This window comes from Pirellulales bacterium, from assembly GCA_035546535.1.
Lineage (GTDB): Bacteria > Planctomycetota > Planctomycetia > Pirellulales > JACPPG01 > JACPPG01.
The window spans coordinates 1-16,526 of record DASZWQ010000134.1 but is presented as its reverse complement, the minus strand read 5'-3'; the positions used below and the strand labels follow the sequence as shown (position 1 = coordinate 16,526).

The 16,526-nt window shown below is 62.2% G+C and carries 11 protein-coding genes; 3 read left to right on the top strand and 8 right to left on the bottom strand.

The genetic code is table 11. The annotated features are described in order from the left end of the window. Nucleotides 1-207 precede the first annotated feature (207 nt). Together VHD36_16100 and VHD36_16095 are read right to left on the bottom strand one after the other, a co-directional pair. Nucleotides 208-966, bottom strand: a complete 759-nt coding sequence (locus VHD36_16100; protein HVU88846.1) for a BMC domain-containing protein — start codon at nucleotides 964-966, stop codon at nucleotides 208-210. 42 nt (nucleotides 967-1,008) lie between these two features. Then, a complete protein-coding gene (locus tag VHD36_16095) occupies nucleotides 1,009-2,028 on the bottom strand; it encodes a dihydrodipicolinate synthase family protein (GenBank protein ID HVU88845.1) in 1,020 nt (339 codons plus the stop codon). 367 nt (nucleotides 2,029-2,395) lie between these two features. Between VHD36_16095 and VHD36_16090 the strand changes: the two genes are divergently transcribed. Further along, nucleotides 2,396-3,331: a hypothetical protein gene (locus tag VHD36_16090; protein HVU88844.1), complete on the top strand. Its 936-nt coding sequence runs from the start codon at nucleotides 2,396-2,398 to the stop codon at nucleotides 3,329-3,331. A gap of 155 nt (nucleotides 3,332-3,486) precedes the next feature. Here VHD36_16090 and VHD36_16085 read toward each other — a convergent pair whose 3' ends face one another. Continuing rightward, entirely contained in the window at nucleotides 3,487-4,086 is a 600-nt protein-coding gene (locus VHD36_16085; GenBank protein ID HVU88843.1) for a transposase, read from the bottom strand. A gap of 110 nt (nucleotides 4,087-4,196) precedes the next feature. Continuing rightward, nucleotides 4,197-5,939: a D-aminoacylase gene (locus VHD36_16080; protein ID HVU88842.1), complete on the bottom strand. Its 1,743-nt coding sequence runs from the start codon at nucleotides 5,937-5,939 to the stop codon at nucleotides 4,197-4,199. Nucleotides 5,940-6,222: 283 nt separating this feature from the next. On the opposite strand from VHD36_16080, the gene VHD36_16075 reads away from it, so the two are divergent. Continuing rightward, nucleotides 6,223-7,728 carry a serine hydrolase domain-containing protein gene (locus VHD36_16075; protein ID HVU88841.1) on the top strand — a complete coding sequence of 502 codons (1,506 nt, stop codon included), beginning with the start codon at nucleotides 6,223-6,225 and terminating at the stop codon, nucleotides 7,726-7,728. A 91-nt stretch (nucleotides 7,729-7,819) separates the two neighbouring features. On the opposite strand, the gene VHD36_16070 is transcribed toward VHD36_16075, so the two are convergent. The 4 genes from VHD36_16070 to VHD36_16055 all read right to left on the bottom strand — a co-directional run bounded on the left by VHD36_16070 (nucleotide 7,820) and on the right by VHD36_16055 (nucleotide 15,053). After that, the gene (locus VHD36_16070) at nucleotides 7,820-8,983 is read right to left on the bottom strand and encodes a TIGR03118 family protein (GenBank protein ID HVU88840.1); all 1,164 of its coding nucleotides are present in this window, start codon (nucleotides 8,981-8,983) and stop codon (nucleotides 7,820-7,822) included. Between the two features lie 610 nt (nucleotides 8,984-9,593). Next, nucleotides 9,594-11,027, bottom strand: coding sequence for a PhoPQ-activated pathogenicity-related family protein (locus tag VHD36_16065; protein ID HVU88839.1), 1,434 nt, complete (start codon nucleotides 11,025-11,027; stop codon nucleotides 9,594-9,596). A 119-nt stretch (nucleotides 11,028-11,146) separates the two neighbouring features. Next, entirely contained in the window at nucleotides 11,147-13,549 is a 2,403-nt protein-coding gene (locus VHD36_16060) for a penicillin acylase family protein (GenBank protein HVU88838.1), read from the bottom strand. A 178-nt stretch (nucleotides 13,550-13,727) separates the two neighbouring features. Then, complete coding sequence (locus VHD36_16055; protein ID HVU88837.1) at nucleotides 13,728-15,053, bottom strand: fatty acid desaturase; 1,326 nt, start codon at nucleotides 15,051-15,053, stop codon at nucleotides 13,728-13,730. A gap of 549 nt (nucleotides 15,054-15,602) precedes the next feature. Here VHD36_16055 and VHD36_16050 point away from each other — a divergent pair. Next, on the top strand, nucleotides 15,603-16,526 hold a 924-nt coding region (locus VHD36_16050), incomplete at its 3' end, for a hypothetical protein (GenBank protein HVU88836.1).

Sequence of the window (16,526 nt, the reverse complement as noted above, 5' to 3'; positions counted from 1 at the left end):
GTCGTCGAGCCAACGATGTCTTTTGGCGCGATAACGATTGATCGACCGTGGCATCGACTTCCGACGATCAGCGAATTCGCAACGAGAACGCTGTTGTGCTACTTCGCGCTGTTCATGTCGTGGGTTGTGTTTCGCGTTTTGACTGCGAAATACGCCGCGCGGCAGCTAGTAAGACGCCGCGATCCAGCATCGCGCGCATCATGACTGCTATTTCGGCAGTAGCGCCGCCAACTCGGCGTGCGGACGCGGAATCAGATCGGCCATGATCAGCTTGCCGCCCAGGCGCTCGACGGTTTCCCGGCCGACGGCGATCGCGGCTTGCACGGCGGCGACATCGCCGCGGATGACGATCGTCACATAGGCCGCGCCGATCTTCTCCTTGCCGACCAGCTCGACGGCGGCCGATTTCAACATGTCGTCGGTAGCGTGCAGGGCCGCGACCAGCCCTTGCGTTTCGATCAAGCCGATCGCTTGCGAGGTGCTCATGGAATTCTCCAGCGGATTGCGTGAATCGTATGTATCCAACAGTGGGCTGTAAGCGGGAGGCTGTGCAGCCAGCTTGCGTGTCACTTCGAGCGGCGCCGGCATCACGGTCCAGGTGACCGACGTGCCCATGTGCTCGGCCAGTTCGGCGCCCTGGATCGCGGCTTCGCGCACCGCGGCCGTGCCGCCGACGAGCTTGATGCACTGCACCGGGCTGTCGGTGCTTTCGATATTCAGGATGCGCACGCCGGCCGCCTTGGCGCAGCGATCGGCCACGAGCAAGGCCGGCGTCAGGTTGCCGACTTCGACCAGGGCCAGGCTCAGCGGCTCGTCAGGCGGCGCGGGTGCTGGCTCGGCCGGTTGCGGCGCAGCCGCAGCACGAACAGGCCGGCTGCGGCGCGGTACCTGGCGGCGCGCGGGCTTGCGCGGCCGTGCCACGGCGCGGGTTCGACCGGCGGCGGATTTCGCCTTCTTACGGGCCATCGCTTAAGAGACTTTCATTTCGCCGCGTTCAATTCGCCGTGTCTAGTTTGACAGGCCGCGACGCGCCAGCTCGGCCAGCACGCCCTGCACGATCTGATTGACTTGCCTGGTGTCGACGCGCGAGGGGGGGCAGCCGCCGATCGGTTCGTCGGTGAATCCTTCTTCCGCCAGCAGGCATTGCAGCGTGTCACGCACCACGCCCAGCTCGATCTGCTGGCCTTCGGAAAGGGGCTGCCGGCCCGAGCCGGGCTGAAAGCCGCGTAGCGTCAGGGCCGCGCGGAAACCTTCGGGAAAATCGGCCGTGTACATCATGGCGTCGAACAGCCGCAAAACTTTGTATTGCAGCTCGCGCGCCTCGTCGATTCGTCCGCCCACTGTCAGATCGAAGAGCTTGCGCGTAATCTCGGGCACGACGCCGCTCGTGGCATTGGTGCCGCCGTCGCAACCTACCAGCAGCATCGGCATCAGCGCAGCGTCCCAGCCGGTGAGAAAGGCGAAGTCGGGCCGATTCGGTCGCACCGCCGCGATCATGCGAATCATGTGCGGCAGGTCGCCTGACGAATCCTTGATCGCTACGATCTTTTCGAACTCCTCGCTCAGCCGCTGCACGGTGGGCACGTCGATCGGCGAAGCGAACATCGGAATGTTGTATAGCGTCACGTCGACCGGGGTGTTGCGGCCGATCTCGCGAAAGTACGCGTACACTGCCGGTGGACTGAGCTTGTAGTAATACGGCGAGACAATGGCCACGGCCCGCACACCCAGCGAGTGGTAGTATTCGCAGGCGCGGAGGGTCTCGCGGACATTGGCCTCGGCGGCGCCGGCCAGGATGGGCACGCGGCCCCGCGCCTGATCGGCCATGATGGCGATGATCCGCCGCCGCTCTTCGACGGTGAAGCGGGTAAACTCGCCGGTCGACCCGTTCGGGTACAGCCCATGCACGCCGCGCTCGATCAGCCAATCGGTGTAGCGGCGCAGCTCGGGCTCGTTGATCTCACCGCGCGCGTCAAGCGGGACGATGTTCGGAGTGAAAATACCGCGAAGGCGTTGGTCGCCAGACATAGGTGCGTTTTCTCGAAGGGGTGGGGCGTGGCTTGCGTGCAGGTGGTTCGGCACTTGCGGCCGGCGGGCGGTGCAGCCGCGCGGCAAGAGGCGCCCGCACAGGCGAAAAACACCGCATGCAAGCATAGCCCACGGGCGGCGGCGGGAAAGGGGGCCCAGCGGGTGCTGGGGATTTTACGATCAGTACGCCAAAAGGCCGGTATTTCCCGCGTGGCTCGATGGTTTGCCGTATACGATTGAGAACGCGAGGGAGACTGTTATCGTACGGGAAGCCTGTCGTGGTTGATCGCAGGTGGTCAGAAGAAGGGCACGCTTACCTGTTCAGGTCCTATCTCCTTTCCCGTTTGCTGTGAAGGGGAGCGACAGCATGCGAATCGCAACGTTGGTTGTCACGGGAGCTGTGCTATCCCTTGCTCCGTGTTCCGCGACCGCGGGACGCGGCGCCGAGAGCCTGACCCTCGACGAGGCGCGGGCACTCGTATCTGAGAAAATCAATTCCATTGAGTCCGTGTATTTCGAGTACACACGGCAATTCGACGACGGTCCCACCCAGCGATGTCAATTCGCCAGAGAGGGCGCCAAGTGGCGCTACGTGGAACTACGCGGTGACGACGCGGAGGAGATTCAACAAGTGTCGTGCTGCGATGGAATGTTCATGTTCCTGTTTTCGATAGAACGCAAGGATACCGGCGAAGAAAAGTGGGGCGGCGTGCAAATCCACGACCCGAAGGCGATAGAAACGACAACTCCCGAATGTCTCGTCGGACGCGTTCATAATCTACAGCGCTCGATTCCGGACATCCTCGCTTTGCCTGGGGCGACGCTCGATTCGCAAGTCGGCAAAGATCTTCAAATCACGGTCCATGATGTGCTCTCCTCTTCTGAGAAGAACAAAACGAAATACGATGTGCGGCTGATCTTCGATCAAAGTCACGGTATGGCCATGCGAGAGACCCTGGTGACGGAGTCGCCGAAAACGGTGACATGGCCTGGGTGGAAGGCGCAGTGGAACGTACTCAGCTACAAGTACGTGATGGATGAGAAATCCAAGACGCCGCGATGGTGTCCGGTGGAAGGACTGTTGACCCAAGGAGCTGGCCTCCCAGGCAGGCTGGAAAAGCCACCGAAAATGAAGATCGTTATTTCAGAGATTTGCCTGAATCGGGAATTGGCCCCCTCTCTTTTTCGCCCGGATTTCCCGAAGGCGGTTGCGTTCCACGACGTGACATCGAGCGGCGACGGGCAGTCCGTGATCCCGGGCAACAAACCGCGCCCCCGGGCCGTGAAACCCAATGATCGTTAAAAAGTCTCGGCGGTCTCGGTCTGTATCCCTGCGCAGCAGTTAATTCACCTTCCGCCCCCGCCCCCAGACGGCGCGGCCTCTTCTGGGTGCCATGCTTTTCCGCCGCAGGCGGATAAGCATGCTTACGCGCGGGCATATCCCGCCAACCACTCAGGCTATTTACGTAGCGATCCCGCAGCGAACAATGTCGGCAGAGTATCGCGATTCATCCATAGCGGCACTTCTGCGTGTCCTTCATAAAAAAGTGCGCTCGACCAACGCCATTCGCTCGGTTTGGCCACCAGTCCACGTCGCACGGGATTCGCGTGGATGTAATCGATCGTCTGATAAATCGCGCGCGGCTCACTGAGATTGCGGTCAAAGCCGCCGCCCCGCTGCCAGAACCGGTAATCAACTCGACCGTTCGGCTGGCAGTCCAGCATCGCGTGCAGGCGATCAGGCGCTTGGGCTTCGAGGTACGCACGCGCACGCCTTGAGACGGGGATCTTTATGGCCGACAAGATGCGACTAATCGAATAGTCTTGGTTGCGCGGATACACGAGGAGATGGCAATGCTCAGGCATGATGACATATGCCCAGACGTTGAATTCGAGCCGTTCTCGTGCGCGCGATACGGCTTCGACGAACCACTGGCGCGAGCGATCCTTGTTCAGAAATTGCCGTCGCTGAAAACAACTAAACGTGAGCGCGTGTACGACGCCGGGTTCGTTATAGCGAACGCATCTCTTTCGTGCCGGCTGCCCTTGGCTTTCCAACATGGTAACTGCCCCTGTCGACTCGCATGCTTATTCGCCTGCGGCGAAAAAGCATGGCACACGGAATAAACGGCCAAGTATCGCAAGTTCGTGTGTCTTTTCTCTGGTAGTTAATTCACCTTCCGCCCCCGCCCCCAGACGGCGCGGCCCGGTTTGGCACCGGTGTGCTCCCCTGCGGCCAGAACTTGCGTGCCGTTGACGAATACGTGCACCATGCCGGTCGAATATTGATGCGATTCGGGATACGTGGCATGGTCCTGGATCTTGGCAGGATCGAAGACCACGACATCGGCGCAATAATTCGGCTTCAAGAGACCGCGATCGCGCAGGCCCAGGTTCTCGGCCGGTAGCGACGTAAGTTTGCGGATCGCCTCTTCGAGCGGAATCACCTTTTCATCACGCACGTACTTGCCCAAGAGGCGTGCCACGTTGCCATAAGTGCGCGGGTGGGTATTGGCCAGCAGGAACGGCCCCTCGGGCGCTTCCGAAGGAGCATCCGAACCGAAGCTGACCCAGGGTAGCGCAATATTCCGCTTCACGTCTTCCTCGTCCATCATGAAATAGACCGTATCGACGCGACTGTCGTCTTCGATCACCAGGTCCATTGCCGTTTCTTCCGGCGACGACTTGCGGCGCGCCGCCACCTCGGCCAAGGTCTTGCCGGTCAGATTCTTGAGCGCCGGATTCTTGAAACCCAACAGCAGCACGCGGTCGGGCGAGCCGGCTGCCAAGAGCAGGTTCTCCCATTCGTCGCTGGGGGTGCGCATTTCGGCGGCGACGCGGGCACGAATCCGCGGGTCACGCATCCGCGCGACCCACTGCTGAAGGCCCCCCTCTTGCACCCAGGGGGGCATCGAGCCGTTGAGGCCCGTCGAGCCGGCCGTGTACACGTACATGTCGGCCGTGATGCGCGTGCCGGCGGCGCGGGCCGCTTCGATCATCTGAATGGCGCGCGGACGCTTCGACCAGTTGTCACGGCCGGCCGCCTTGAGGTGATAGATTTCCGCCGGAATCCGTGCCTCGCGCGCGATGCGGATCAGCTCGTCGATCGCTTCGGTCAGTTTGTTTCCCTCGCTGCGCATGTGCGAGATGTACATCCCTTGGTATTCGCCGGCAACCTTGCACAATTCGATGAGCTCGGGCGTGTCGGCGTAAAATGCCGGGGCGTAGATGAGCGAGGAACCGACGCCCAGCGCCCCTTCTTCCATCGCCTGCCGCACCAGCGTGCGCATCTGTTCGAGTTCGGCAGGCGAAGGCGCGCGATTTTCGTAGCCCAGCACGTGAATGCGAATGGTGGTGGCGCCAACGAACGATGCCACGTTGCACGACACGCCGTGCGCAACGAGGTATTCCAGATACTCACCCAGCGTCGACCAAGGGATGGCGTATTTGATGTCCCCCTGACCGTCGGCCATATCGCGCTTCATACGGGCGTTCAACGGGCCCATCGACCAGCCTTCGCCGAAAACTTCGAGCGTGACTCCCTGGCGAATGTCGCTTTGCGAGCGACCATCCTGCAACAGCGACACCGTGGCCCAGGAAAGCATGTTGATGAAGCCTGGCGCGACGGCCAGGCCGCGCGCGTCGATCTCGCGCTTGGCCCGCGCGGTGCGCAAGTCGCCGACGGCGGCTATGCGATCACCGCTAATGGCCACGTCGCCCGTGCCCGGCCGGGCTCCGGTACCGTCGTAAATCATCCCGCCGCGCAGAATCACATCGAACTGCGGCGGGCTTTCGACGGCCTGAGTTGCGGCCGTTTGTTGCGGTGCAGCACTACCATCCGCTGGTTGAGCGTGAAGCAAACCCGGCGCGAACAACAGCGCGGCCGACGCTGGAATGAACCAACGAGGCATGTTAATGATTCCGTTGAAAAGCCGCGTGAGAACGACTCTTCCCGCGCTGCCGCCACCGCCAGGTGCGGCTGGGAGATTCGCCGGCGCCACTATAACGCGCCGGGTGCCGCGGAGCGATTCGACAACCGCTGCGCGACGAATTACAGTCGTGGGGGCGGCAGCGGCAGATTGTCGCGGCGGGCGGAATCGTGGCAGTAGTCGGGAGCCGGTAGTCGGTGAAGGCACGCGTCGTCGAGCCGTTAATTAGCCGCCGGGCTCGCCCGGCGAATTCAAGGAGCATGCTTTGAAACTGAAATGCTTGGGCCATTGTGTTCTCACGCTGCTGTTTGTCGCTACGGGCGTCGCCCTGGTAGCCGCCGATGAATTCGACGCCATCCGCCAGAAGATTCCCGACGAATTGACCAAGCGCGGCACGCCGTCGATCGCCGTGGCCGTGGCTCGCGACGGGCAGATCGTGTGGGAGCAAGGCTTCGGCTGGGCCGATCGCGAGAACCGTGTGCCTGCGAACGAGCACACGATGTATTCGCTAGCCTCGATCTCGAAGCCGATCACGGCCACGGGTCTGGCAGTGCTGATCGAGCGCGGCAAGATCGATCTCGACAAGCCGATCAATGATTATCTCGGCGAGGCCAAGCTGATCGCCCGGGTCGGCAATGCCGCGGATGCCACGGTGCGGCGGGTAGCCAATCATTCCTCGGGATTGCCGCTGCACTACCAGTTCTTTTATGCCGACGAGCCGTATCGCCGACCGTCGATGGACGAAACCATCCGCCGCTACGGCAACCTGGTGACGGCGCCGGGCGAGCGCTTTCAATATTCGAACCTCGGCTATGGCATCATCGATTACGTCATTTCGCGCGCGGCTGACAAGCCGTTCGCCGATTTCATGCGCGAAGAAGTCTTTCTGCCGCTGGGGCTCACGCACATGTCGGTTGATATCGGCCCGGGGCTGGAGAAATACGAGGCCGTGCGCTACGGTACCGACGGGTTGCGCATCCCGTTTTACGATTTCGATCATCCGGGCGGATCGGCGGTCTATGCAAGCGCCCACGACCTGGTGCGCTTTGGCATGTTCCACTTGGGCGACCGGCAACCGGATCAGCGCGAGATCATTTCCGACACGCGGCGCCGTCACATGCAGGAGCCGACGTCAAGCAGCGGCAAGGATCAGGGATACGGCGTCGGCTGGTTCGTCGACAAAAACGCACAAGGCGAAACGATGGTCTCGCACTCAGGCGGCATGGGGGGCGTGAACACGCTCTTGACGCTGGTCCCTGGCAAACGGCTGGCCGTGGTGGTGCTGGCCAACTCGAATTCGGGGCTGCCCTTTTCCATCTCCAAGGAGATTCTCGACGTACTGATGCCGCCGTCGGCCAGCAGCGAAGGCAAGGACAACGGCAACTTCCGCTTTCAGGCACCACCGGCGGATGCCGACACGGACTTGATGTCGCTGGCCGGAACCTGGAAGGGGCACGTACACACCTACGAGCGCGATCTGCCGGTGACCCTTAGCGTCCACAGAGACGGCGACGTACACGTGCAAATCGAAGGGCAATTAGAAACGCTGCTGAACCGGCCAAGATTTCGCGACGGCTGGCTGCGCGGCCGCATGACGGGCGACCTGCAAACCGCCGACACCGCGCGCACGCCTTACGACTTGCAACTGGAGGTGAAGCGGCGCGACGACGTGCTGGGTGGCTCGCTGATTGCCATGTCACGCCCCGGCAAACGCGCAGGGAATGCTCTCACGCACTGGATCGAGCTGCGCAAGGAGCCAGAAAAGGAGTAGCGCGGCGGTGAACTGAGCCACACGCCGCGCCACTCCCGACACTCCACGCACTCGTCCCGTAGCGCCATCCCCTCAACGCAATTCTTAATTCTTAGTGTGCGCCCTGACGGATAAACCGGCCTCGCGCGCGAGCCACGACCAAGAGACATGCGCCCAATCCGGCGATGACCAGTGTCGACGGTTCGGGCGCCGCCGTAAGGCTGCCGTAGAGACCGTGTGCTTCGCCGTCTGGTCCGGCTGTGAAAAAGAGCGCATTGGTCGCCTGGTTAAATAATCCATTGCCGAACTGCAGCGCCCACAGGCCGTCGTTGACCAGCGGATTGCCATTTTGGTCGCTGAGGGTGCCCAGGAGCGTGCCGGTGGTTGGATCGTAGGCGTGGATCGTGCCATCGCCAAAGTTCCCGACCAGCAAATCATTGCTGAACTGTCCGAAGTTCGATGGCGCCATGGCCAAACCCCACGGCGAGTTGAGCGCTCCGCCCGAGACCAGGCGCTGGATCAAGTGACCGGTCAAATCGTACACGTCGACGAAGCCGTTGCCGGCGCCAGGCACGTCGTCGTGCGCGGCGCCGTCCTGCTTGGCGTAGGTAACGAATAGCTGGTTGCCAATGTTTTGAATGCCAAACGGAGCAAAGCCGGCTGGCAGGTTCGGGTCCGAGAATGAGCCGGATGGAACCACGGGTGCAAACGAGCTATTGAACACGTCGATGCGGTTATTGTGGAAGTCGGTCGCATAGATGAATTGGGAGCCGGCGCTCGTGCCAATGGCCAGACCCTTGAAGACGGCGCCCCCGGCGGCGGGAACGGCCACCTGAGCGGCGGTCGACGGCGCCGGCGGCGGCACCGCGGGCGACCAGCCCGAGATCGTGCCGTCTTCGCTGGCGAAAATGAAAGCACTCGGACCGGAGTGGCCCCCTGCGCCGTCGTTGACGACAAAGTCGTTCGAGCCGTTGAAAACAATGCCCGTCGGAGCGGCGGGACCATCGTCGCCTGGCACGGAAACAACCAGCGATTGGGCGACGCCGTTGCCGTCGTACAACGTCGATAGCCCACTGCCGTTGTCGGCAACCCAGGAGAAGCCCACCGGGTTAAAGACCAGCCCCCACGGATTCACCAGATTCGGATCGATATGCGCCGCGGGCACGAAGCCGTCGGAAACCAGGTTTTGTTGTTGATAGCCTGTGGCTGCGCACGCAGCCTCTGCCAGGCCGTAGAGCAGGCAAACACTCAAGAGTGTCGAGATTTTATTTCGCATGGTGTTCCTCGAAGATATGGAAAGCAAGGCAACGCGGGCTGTGCGCGGAAATGCACACGAAACCAGCCCGGAAGCGAAATCTCACGGCGAGGCCGCGGCGTGCGATCCAGCGACGCGTGCGCGCAGTGGAAACCCTTGCGCAGTACCGCTAGGCGACGAGAGGCATGCTGCAGTTTCGTGCGTCGAAACCAACGAAGCTGCGTACGCTCAGGCCACTAGAGGCAGGCGGCGGATAGGCCGAGATTCGCCCGAAGTCTTCCGGGAGAGGGCCGAAGATGCGTGCAGTAGCAGTTCCTTGCCACTTGGAACGAACGCCCCTGACAGCCGAAACCGTCGCCTGCGGGAGTTACTCCTGCAGAATTGTCGGCGGGCATAACCGTCCCGTGGCCGTCGGCGCGCAGCGAGCCGGCTGCGCAACGACGCAGGGAAGCTCGAAGGGCGCGACCGTCTCGCTAGCGCGCCGAAGCCACGGGCAGGTGTCGCTTTGCTTGCGGGAGTCGCAAAGACACACCGCCTAAAGTACGAGCCGACGCGGCGCCCAGATTGCCGTGGGGTCAAGAAAATTCGGCAGATTTGCAGAAGCGCCGAATTGTCACATCCACGCCGGCAGTTACTTTTTCAGCGCATCCTCGAACTTGAACGGCAAAATATCAGGCACCACGCTGACTTCGGTCGTGAACTTGAACGGATAGCGGCTGCCGCTGGGGTAAACCAGCTCCACAAAGAAGGCGGTGAAACCCTTTGCCGGCTGCGGAACATGCCCGACGTAGGTGCCCGGCCTGGCGGCCGACAGCGACGTGCTCGTCCAGGCCTTGCCGATCGTGTCGACGCGGAAATCGCGCGCCTCGGGATTCGTGGCCTGCCACAGGTTTACCGCCTGCGGCGTTTCCTGGGCGGTGACGGTCAGCGTGCCGTCTTTGTCCTTGGTCCAGGTGAAGTGGGGGCGCGGCCGATTGCTGAGGATCGCCTGGTAGAAGGCTTCGATGCTCTCGCGCGCGTCGCTCCCTTCCAGATTGTGCTTGGCGTTGGGGACGTAGCGCAAGTGCTTTTCTTCAGGAAGCGCCGCGTAATAGAACTGCGAGTTGTCGGGCAGGAAGAATTGATCGCCCGAGGCGTTGATCAAGAACTTGGGAATCTTCAACCGCTCGCGATCGCGGTAGTTGTACGGATCCTCGATCTGGAGGACCTCGCGGTATTCAGGCGTGCCGACCTTGTCGGGAAAAACCTTGTGACGCACGTAGTCGTTCAAAGCCGGCGAAAAGAATCCGTACGCCTCGTAATGGTGGCGCGTAATCACTTCAGAATTGAGCGCATCGATCACGATGGGAATGATCGCGCTGACACGCTTATCCATCGCGCCGACGAGCCAGGTGGTCCAGCCGCGCTTCGAGCCGCCGGCCACGACGAAGTGTTCGATCTTTTGCTTGCCTCCCTCGTCCGAAGCGAGGAACTGCTGCATGGCATCCATGGCGCGGATGCCGCTTTTCACCATCGCCAACCGCACGAGCCACGTCTCGTCGTGGGTATTGATGTACTTGATGCGCGTGTAAGCAATCAGGTCGTCTTCGGAACGGCCAGCCTCTTTCGAGTCGGCAAAATACAGCGGCTGGTTCGGTACCTGACCCAGTTCGGCGACGACGGTATTTGTGCCGACCGCCAGGTCGATGACGCGCTGCGGAGCGACCTGTGGCACGTCTCCGCCATTCTTACCGCCGCCGATGTACAGGAACGCGGTATCGCCCGCGGCCTTCGCAGGTTTGACGATCGACAGCCAGTGTTTCCAGACCGGCCGATCGACTTCGTCCGCCGAACGCCACGTTTGCGACGTCAGATCGATGATGAAGGTCGTGTAGCCGTCGCCGGGTATGCGGGCGGCCAGCTTCCAAGCAAAGACGGGATCGGCCTTGGCCGTGTAGCGATCGAGAGCCGTCTCGCCGGCGGTCGTTTGCCTCACGGAGACTACCAATGCCAACACGCCCAGGAATCTGAAACACAAACCGAACAACCGCCGCTTGTCATTATGCATGAAATTGGCATTATTCATGGGATCCGCCTTGGGGAAGAATGGTGCGCGGCCGACAAATGTGCCCGGCCGGTGCTCGGGTCTGCGGACAGCAGTACGCAATCAGGTCGAAATCGGATTGGTCGCACAGCCGACATCGTTCAAGGTTTCACGAACGCGATCTTTTTCGCCTTTGCCGCGTCGGGCAGCTTATCGGGCGAACCCAACGCGTGAAGCGACAAGTACTCCCCTTTGGCCCAAGGCTCCATCAAGTCGGAATAGAGCGGGCTGGCCGGGTGCTCGCTCTGACCGCCCGGATAGACGCCTACCGAGCGCGCGGGATCGGCCAGGTCTACGATCATGCGCCACGAGGCGCCGCCGCCGACCGTGCCGCCGCCACTGCCCGGGTTCACGGTGAACGAGGTGCCAACCACCGATGGGCCGGTGCGCGCCAAATCAGGCTGCCGCGCCAGCGAGCCAATAGCCAGGATGTTGATCGATCCCCAGTTCCATTTGGCGACGTCCTCGCCGAACTGCGCCTTCAAAGCAGCAGCAGCGGCGGCAAACGAGGTGCGCATGATATCGTCGCGGGTTTCGCGTTGCGGCGTCGTGCGATCGTCGAACCAGGCCGACTGCGGATCCTCGCGCGTGATGTATTCCAGCACCTCGACCATTGGCTCGCGCCGGTTCGTGCCGCTAAATCCCCACGAGCCGCCGGGCTGCTGAATGCCACGGCTGGTCCATTCGTCGTTCCACACCTGGTCACGATAGAAGTTGAACCACCGCAGCCAGATGATCGGGCCAATCGCGTCGGCATCGGCGATGAAGTCCCACTTCGCCAGTTCAGCCAGCGCCCGTTGGGCAACGGGATCGGCCGGCGGCGCGTCTTTATGCGCTTCGATCAACTTGGGAACGAAGCGCTCGGCCGCCTTGTCAAAGGCATCGCACTGGATCGGCTTCATCGTATCGATCGAAAGCTTGTCGGCGGCCGACAACATCTCGTTGATGCGGCGAATCCGGTAACTGGCGTCCCACATCCAGCCCAAATAATGCGGATAGCCCAGCGGCGTCGGGCGGCCATTGGCGGAAGCGACAAAGTGCTCGGCCGGGTTCACCGCGAGCGGCAGTTCGCTGCGTGGAATCATCCCTTGCCAATCGTTGTCTCCGCTCGCGCCGTCCATGGGAATGCGTCCCTGACCACGCGTGCGCACTGGCAGCTTGCCGCAAGGATGCATCATGATATTGCCGTCGACGTCGGCGTATACGATGTTCAGCGCGGGCACTTCCAGCTTGTCGAGCGCGGCGAGGAATTGCTGGCGATCCTTGGCGCGCCCCATGCCCCAGATCGCCATCAGGTCGGTCGTGGGCGTCAGGCCCGTCCATGCCAGGGCAATCGCCTTATCTTCGCGACGAATCAAGGGGCCGTGCAGTGTGGAATCGATGTGCAGCTCGTGCGCGGCTTCGCCCCGGACAGGAATGTGTTCCGTAATCCGCGCGAGCGGCTGCCACGCGCCGCGGTGCTTGTATTCTTGCGCGTTGTCGGGATTGATCGTCTCGACGAAGAAATCGACGGCGTCGGCCTGCATGTTGGTGATGCCCCAGGCGACGCGGTCGTTGTGTCCGATAACGACAAAAGGCGACCCGGCAAAGGTCACGCCGGCGACATTCTCGCCGTTGACCGAAACGTGCGCGGCGTACCAGATCGCGGGGAGCGTAAAGCCGAGGTGCGGATCGCTGCAAAGGATTGGTTTTCCCGTCGCGGTCTTCGTACCGTCAACAGCCCAGTTGTTGCTGCCGAAGCTGCCGCCGCGCCCCAGCCAGCTTACGTGGGCGTGCGCGGCCAGCGTGCGCTCATACACGCCAACCATGAACGGCAGCGGTCGCAGCGACGAAGTCATTTTGCTTCGATCCGCTTGCGCCTTGATCGTGGGAATCTCGTAGGGACGTTCGAGCGGCCACAACTCTTCGACCGCCTGCACGCCCAGTTTCTCGACGATCGTGCCGAACCAGAGATCGTCGAGCGTGCCCGACTGGTCCCAGCCCATGTACTTGGAGAAAACCAGCGAATCGACGGGGGTCCACGGCGCCGGGCGATAGCCGAGCGCAGCGAAATACGGCGGCAGGGTTTTTTCATCAAGCGTCGCGATGCGCGCGTTGACGCCGGCGGCGTACGCCACCAGCTCAGCGCGGAGCGCCTCGGGCAGACCGCCGCCGTTCCATAGCGCTTCGCACGTGCGGCGGATACCGAGCTGCCGCATCAGGATATCATGCGGAAGTGCATCCTTGCCCAAGAGCTCGGCCGTAACGCCCGAGGCTTGCCTGCGGAACATATCCATCTGCCACAGCCGGTCGCTGGCGTGCAGATAGCCTAGGGCGCGCGCGGCGTCGTTCCAATTGCGGGCGAAGACGTGCGGGATGCCGTGGGCGTCTGAATAAACCGTGACTTCCTCGCCGAGATCGGCCAGCGGAACCGTCTCGTCGGCGAAGCTCCGCGAGACGACTCCGAAAACGTGAAGAGCAACGAAATAAGCGGCGGCCAATCGCGGCCACGAGACGATCTGCATGGTGCCTTCCAATAGGTGCCGAGCGCGACGCCGAACCAAAGGCGTCTGGCCTGCCGTACAGCATGGACCGTAGAAGGGGTCGTGTCCATGCCCGACAAGATGGACGCTTGCCCGGGGGAAACATGCTTAACCGCCTGTGGCGGAAAAGCACGGCGACCTCGAACGAGGAGCGCAGCAACTAGACGGACAGGGGATCGCCGGAGCCGACATGCTCGGCCGCGGCGTCTTCGAGCGGCTCCCGCGTCGGCACGCGCAACACCTCGATTCCGGTCAGCGCGCCGGGCTTGCCGGGCACCACCAGCCCGTGGCACTCGACCACGTGCTCGGCGTATTCCGCGTTCTCTTCCTTCAATAGCTGGTGCAAACGCGGCAGATTGTAATGCGGCACCGCAGGATAGAGATGGTGCGTCAGGTGGGCGTCCTGGCCGTAGACGAACATTGCCCAGCGAATGAACGGATGGCAGAACACGACGCGGCTGTTGGTCAGCTTGCCATCGTCGGCGTTGGCGTGCTGCACCAGGTCGCGCAGCAGCATCAGATAAGGGAAGCTCGTCCCCAGCGGCAGCACCCACAAAAGCCAAAAGTAAATCGCGTAGTTCGTACCAGTGCGATAGTACGCAACCGAAAGCACGGTTTGCAAAATCGTCAGCGACGCCAGCCGCAACATGCTGGTGATCCGCACCGAGTAGACCGGTTTCAGCTTCGACTGAAAGAAGTACGACTCGGGCAGGAGCCACACGACGGCGCACGCGGCGCCCCAGAACGCCAGGGGCGAGACGGCCAGCAGCCACGCCGGGCCGGTCAGCCCGGCGACGCCGATACCGATGGCCATCACGGCCACGTAGCCGAGCCCCAGCCAGGTAGCCGGTCGGAAATTACGGATCGTTTTGCCAGGGTGTCGGGCGGGGGCGTCATCGCGTTCGTAGGGATGCACGCCATTGCCAAGCGCGTTGACGTAAATCATGTCCCAGGTGTAGCGCAGCAGCGTCGGCGGCCACAGCAAGTGCAGCGCAAAGTTCTTGAATACTTCCCACGGCGTCATGGGAAAGTCGGCCATACGGCGCGTCTCGGCGACGTTCAAGATTTCGGGATCGCGGTCCCAGTCGTTGGTGTATTCGTGATGGCCGAGATGAATCTGCCGGTATTGCTCGGTGGTGGTAAAGATCGGAAACATGCAGAAGACGTCGGAGATCAGTTCACTGAGCACCCGGTTCTTCATCAGCATGTAATGGGCCCCTTCGTGCCCCATACCCGCCAGCCGATGCTGACAAGCGCCGATCAGGAATATCGACACCAGCACGGTTGGGGCCAAGGCTACCCAAGGAATGCCCCAGGCAGCGCGGTTGTGACAGAGCACGATCGTGCCGGCCAGCAGCGTGACGAGCACCGCGTAATCGGCGGCGATGTACAGCAGGTTGGTCCAGTTGTTCAGATACCGCAGCGGATGGACCTTAGCGGCGAGATCACGATCGTTCAGCGAGCGGCCTAGCTTCTTTGCGCGCATGCGGCAGCGTTCCTTGTGCAGCGAACTGTTGCGACGCCCATTTTCTAAGACGGCGGGACCAGTTTATGTTGCCGTTTCCGGCCTGGCTTGCGTCGCCCCCCATTTAAAAGCACCGGGGTGAACAATTGAAGGGGCAAAACGGCCAATGGCCTTAGGTCGATCAGTTTGGATGCGACAGGTGCGCGCCGCCTGGTAACATCGGCAGCAACACTTGCCGTGCGCCAGAGCCCAGCAGCGATTTCCGAATAGCACATTCCTGTCGTCGAGGAGGAGCTTTCCGCATACGCCGCTTCGTTCTGCTGTGCCGACCGCGAAGCCGAGCATGAGAACGAGTGTGCAGTTGTGGCGCATCGACTTGCGAGGAGCGATGTGGTCAGAATCTCGTAGAAAATAAGTGGAAAAGACACGGACGAAGCGCCGTAAACCCTTGGCACAATGGCGGCTCGTGGTCCTCGCTAGTTTGCGATACTCTCGCCCGCTACGATAAAGCTCCCCCACGCCCCCAATGCGGGGAGCGCTTGGACTTTCGGATGCCGGAGGATTTGCCTTATGCGCCGTTACTGGAAGGCTGCCGGATTGGTTTGCGCGATCGTCGTCCTCGTCAGTTCGGCGCTCCGCGCGGCTGACGGGGCGCAGCCCGCAGCGCGCACCGCTGGGAAGACGGACAACGGATTTCTCTTACCCAATGGCTGGACCCTCACTCCGGCCGGCGAACAGGTCACGCTAACCGACATGCCGCTGGGGATCATCCCGCTGGCCGACAGTCGGCATGCGCTGGTCGCCAGCAGCGGTTACAACCAGCACGAACTGTGCCTCGTGGACCTGGTCGACAAGAAGATCGTCGATTCCGAACGTGCGCGGCAAAGCTGGTTCGGCCTGGCCGCGAGCGCCGCGCAGGACCAAATCTGGTGGTCGGGCGGCGGCGCCGACATGCTGCACGCTTACGCGCTTAAGGGAAATGAACTTTCGCGAACCAGCGCCGATGAGCCCGACGAATCGAAACGCTCGCGAGAAGAGCGCCGGGCCGACCGCCGGTTCCGCAGCGGCGTGGCCCTGTCGCGCGACGGCAAGACGCTATATTCGCTGGATATCAATTCCGGCACGCTAAGGGCGATCGACCTCGACCACAAAGCCGAGGATCGGGTGGCCAAGATCGGCAACCGGCCGTACGACATTGTGATGGCCCGCAATGGCTCGCGGCTGTACGTTTCGGACTGGGCTGACCGGAAGGTGTTGGCCGTCGATCCGGCCGATTTGCGCGTAGCGGCGCGAATCGGCGTTGGCGAGCATCCCAATCAATTGGCGCTGCATCCCACGGACGATCGGCTGTTTGTCAGTTGCGCCTCGAGTAACTGCGTGTCGGTGATCGACACGCGGCGCGGCGTGGTGACCGAGACGATCATGACGACGCTTTTCCCGAAAGCGCCCGAGGGGAGCACGCCGGACGCCGTGGCCGTCTCGCCCGACGGCGAA